Genomic DNA, 3,546 nt, shown 5'->3' with positions numbered 1-3,546 from the left:
GACCTGCTGCGCACCCTGACCCGCACTATTCATGAGGTCACGTTCTGTCGCCCCTCCGGGGCTCTCAGGATATGTGGCATCTTCCACTGAAACACTGGCCTCGGTAAACTCGAGCCCTCATCGAAAGGAGCGGGTCATGCGTCAGCGATTTCCCCTCATCTTGCGTGGCTGTTTGCTGATTCTCGGATGTGCGCTGGTTGCCGCGCCGGCGTACAGCGACGAGGTGGACGATTACGTTCGTGCCACGATGGAGAAACAGAATATCCCCGGCATCGCCATCGCCGTCGTCCGCAACGGGATACCGGCCAGGGTCCAGGGGTACGGCCTCGCGAATCTCGAGCTGGAGGTTCCGGTGTCGCCCGACACGATCTTCCAGACCGCCTCGGTCGGCAAGCAGTTCACGGCCGCCGGCATCCTGCTCCTCGCCGAGGAAGGCGAACTGAAGCTGGACGATCCCCTCGCCCTGCACTTCCCGAGAGCCCCCGCCACTTGGCACCGGATCACGATCCGGCACCTCCTGACCCACACCTCCGGCATCAGTGATGCCAGCGATGACTTGTACGAAGAGCTACGCGACTACACGGAGCAGGAACACCTGGAGATTTCCTGGAAGTTACCGCTCGAGTTCGAGCCCGGCAGCCAGTGGAGCTACTGCAACACCGGCTACATAGTCCTCGGGATTCTGACATCGAGGCTCACCGATATGCACTGGAGCGAGTTCCTGAAGCAGCGCATCTTCGAGCCTGCCGGGATGACGACGGCGCGCGTCATCAGCGAGTCGGACATTGTCAAGAACCGGGCCGACGGCTACGAAAGGAACGAAGAAGGCGGGCTCCGGAACCAGGAGTGGGTACCCCCGAGCGACAACACCCTGGCCGACGGTTCCCTCTACGTGACGGCGAGGGACATGGTCGCCTGGGATGCCGCCCTGCGCGAGCGGCGGCTCCTGAGCGAGGCCAGCTACGACGCATGGTGGACACCGGCGTCACTCGGCGACGGAATCACCTTCCCGTATGGCTTCGGCTGGTCGCTGAGTGAGCAACGTGGGCGCCGGCTGATCGAGCACGGCGGTTCGTGGCAGGGCTTCCGGGCGGCGATCGCTCGTTACGTCGAGGACAAGCTGACGGTCGTCGTCCTCGCCAACGCGGCAGGCACGCCGACCGTGGCGATCGCTCATGAGATCGCGGCCATGGTCGACGACGATCTGCGCCTTCCCGATCCCGAGACACCAGGTGTCGATCCGGACCCCCAGCGGACGGCACGTCTGGAGGGCCTATTGCAGGCGTGGGCCGAGTGGCGGACCACTCCCGACATGGGACGCGGCCTCGCGGCGACTGCCTCGGGCAGCGTCCGCGAGTCCATCAACCGCCGGCGTACCGGCCGGCTCCTCGAGATGAAGAAGAGCTTTTCTTGGCTCGAAGACGACGACCTGGGATCAACCTCGATGGAACGGCTCGGCGAGACGGTGACGAGGATTGCCCACTACGCGCTCGTGACCGAGGACGCTCGCCGGGTTTACCGCTTCTATCTGACTGCCGAAGGCAAGGTCGCCGATTTCGGCTCGGAGCGGCGTTGATTCGGCCTCAAAAGCTGACTGGCCGTTCAGCCGCGCCGGCTCTACGTCGAGAGAATGCCGAAGAAAAGTCAGAAAAGCTTGACTCGCCGGTCGATCTACCCCATCATCGCGTGATCCCAGACCCGAGAGCCCATTCTCTGGCTCGTCAAGGAAGAGGCTCTCCCTTCGTTGAAAGAGGTGAATCCGATGATCAGAGCTTCAGGAATCCTTGGCGTATTGGTCCTCCAGCTGCTCTCGGCGCTCTCCGTATCGGCCCAGACCACCGGCAGCATTCGCGGAAGGACCGTCGACGCCGATGGGCAGGCCCTGCCGGGGGTCACGATCGTGGTAGCCGGCGAGGTTCTCGGCTCGGCCCAGCGGACGGCGGTGACGAGCGCTTCCGGCGGTTTCAGTTTCCCGGCGATGCCGATCGGCACCTTCAAGGTCACGGCCACCCTCGAAGGCTACCAAACCCAGGCAGCCGAGGAGGTGCGAGTCGCGATCGGCAAGGTGGCCTCGGTCGACTTCAGCATGCCGGGGGAGTTCTCCGACGTGGTCACGGTGACCTCCGAGGCACCGATCATCGACCTGGCGAGCCCCACCTTCACTACCAATCTCGAGTTCGAGGATGTCGTCGACCTGCCGACCAGGGGGAATTTCTACGACGTGATGGCGACAACCCCCGGCATTACCCAGCCAAACGAGGGATCGGAATTCATCAACGCCTTCGGCGCTGACGCGAAGATGAGCCAGTGGAACATCGACGGCGTCAACCGGACCACGCCGGGAGCCGGCTATCTCGCGTGGACGTTCAACGAAGAGTTGGTCGCCGAGTACGCGGTGGTCGGCACCGGCGCCTCCGCCGAGTACGGCCAAATGCTGGGGACGGCCTTCAACGTCGTCACCAAGTCGGGCACCAACCAGTTCCACGGATCGGCGGCCTTGAATTACCAGAACCCCGACTGGGTCGGTGAGAACGCCGAAAGCCTGCAAGAGGACACGCCGGACGAAGCTCGGACATACCGGCTCGATACCAACGACAGACTGTCCGTGACCTTGGGCGGCCCGGTCGTGCGCGACAAGCTGTGGTTCTTCGTCGGCGCCGAGCAGGGGCGCTTCAACGCCTACTCCCCGGACCAGGTACCGGGCCCCGAGCCGAAGGACGATACCTCGGACCTATACGACGGGAAGATCACCGCGCAGCTCGGCGGTAGTCACCGCCTCAACCTGACGTATAACGACCACGAAAGACTCGAGCCCGCTGGGGGCAGCGTCTTTGCCGAACCCACGACATGGACAGAGTTTACGGTGGATACCCAGAGCTATGCCCTGGATTACAGCGGAATTCTCGGCCGGAACACCATCCTCGAGGCGCGCTATGGTAACTTGTCGAGCCATGAGGAGGTGAAGGCCCAAACCCCGACCGACGAGCCGCACTTCATCGACTATACCGTGTCTCCGACGGAGAGTTTCGGCGGCCCCTATTGGCCCTGGCTTTGGGACAGCCACATGGACACGGGGGAAATAAAACTCACCCAACACGCCAGCGACTTCCTCAAGGGGGACCACGAGTTTCGCTTCGGAATCCAGTACAACCAGATGGGTGAACTCGGCGAACCTACTGGCATAACATATTCTTACAAGTACGACTACTATAACGTTTTATACGGAACCGACTATTACTGGTACGAGTACGATTACCGGTTCGTGGCTACTCCGCACTTCTACGGGGGCGAATCCGAAACGTGGAGTGCCTTCGTCGCCGATTCCTGGAAAATCACCAACGACGTGACCCTCGAGCTCGGTGTACGTTACGATAAAAGCAAGGGCTGGATCGAGGATTTACCACGCCTCGACGACGATAACAACCCCACCGGCGAGATCATCCCGGGCAGGGACACGGTCGCATGGGACTACATCGACCCGCGCCTCGGCTTTGCCTGGAACATCGGGGGCACCGGAGAGAACGCCCTCCGCGGCTCTGTCGGGCG

Annotated in this window: 2 protein-coding genes; both read left to right on the top strand. The window is 62.6% G+C overall.

Features of this window, described 5'->3' with window-relative positions:
* The first annotated feature begins 136 nt into the window (after positions 1 to 136).
* On the top strand, positions 137 to 1,576 hold the full coding sequence (locus GY769_02750; protein ID MCP4200836.1) for a beta-lactamase family protein: 1,440 nt from the start codon (positions 137 to 139) through the stop codon (positions 1,574 to 1,576).
* A 186-nt stretch (positions 1,577 to 1,762) separates the two neighbouring features.
* Positions 1,763 to 3,546 (top strand): TonB-dependent receptor (locus tag GY769_02745; protein MCP4200835.1); only part of this gene is annotated, 1,784 nt, incomplete at its 3' end.

This window comes from bacterium, assembly GCA_024224155.1.
Classification (GTDB): Bacteria; Acidobacteriota; Thermoanaerobaculia; order Multivoradales; family JAHEKO01; genus CALZIK01.
This window is presented reverse-complemented; position numbering and strand designations above follow the sequence as displayed.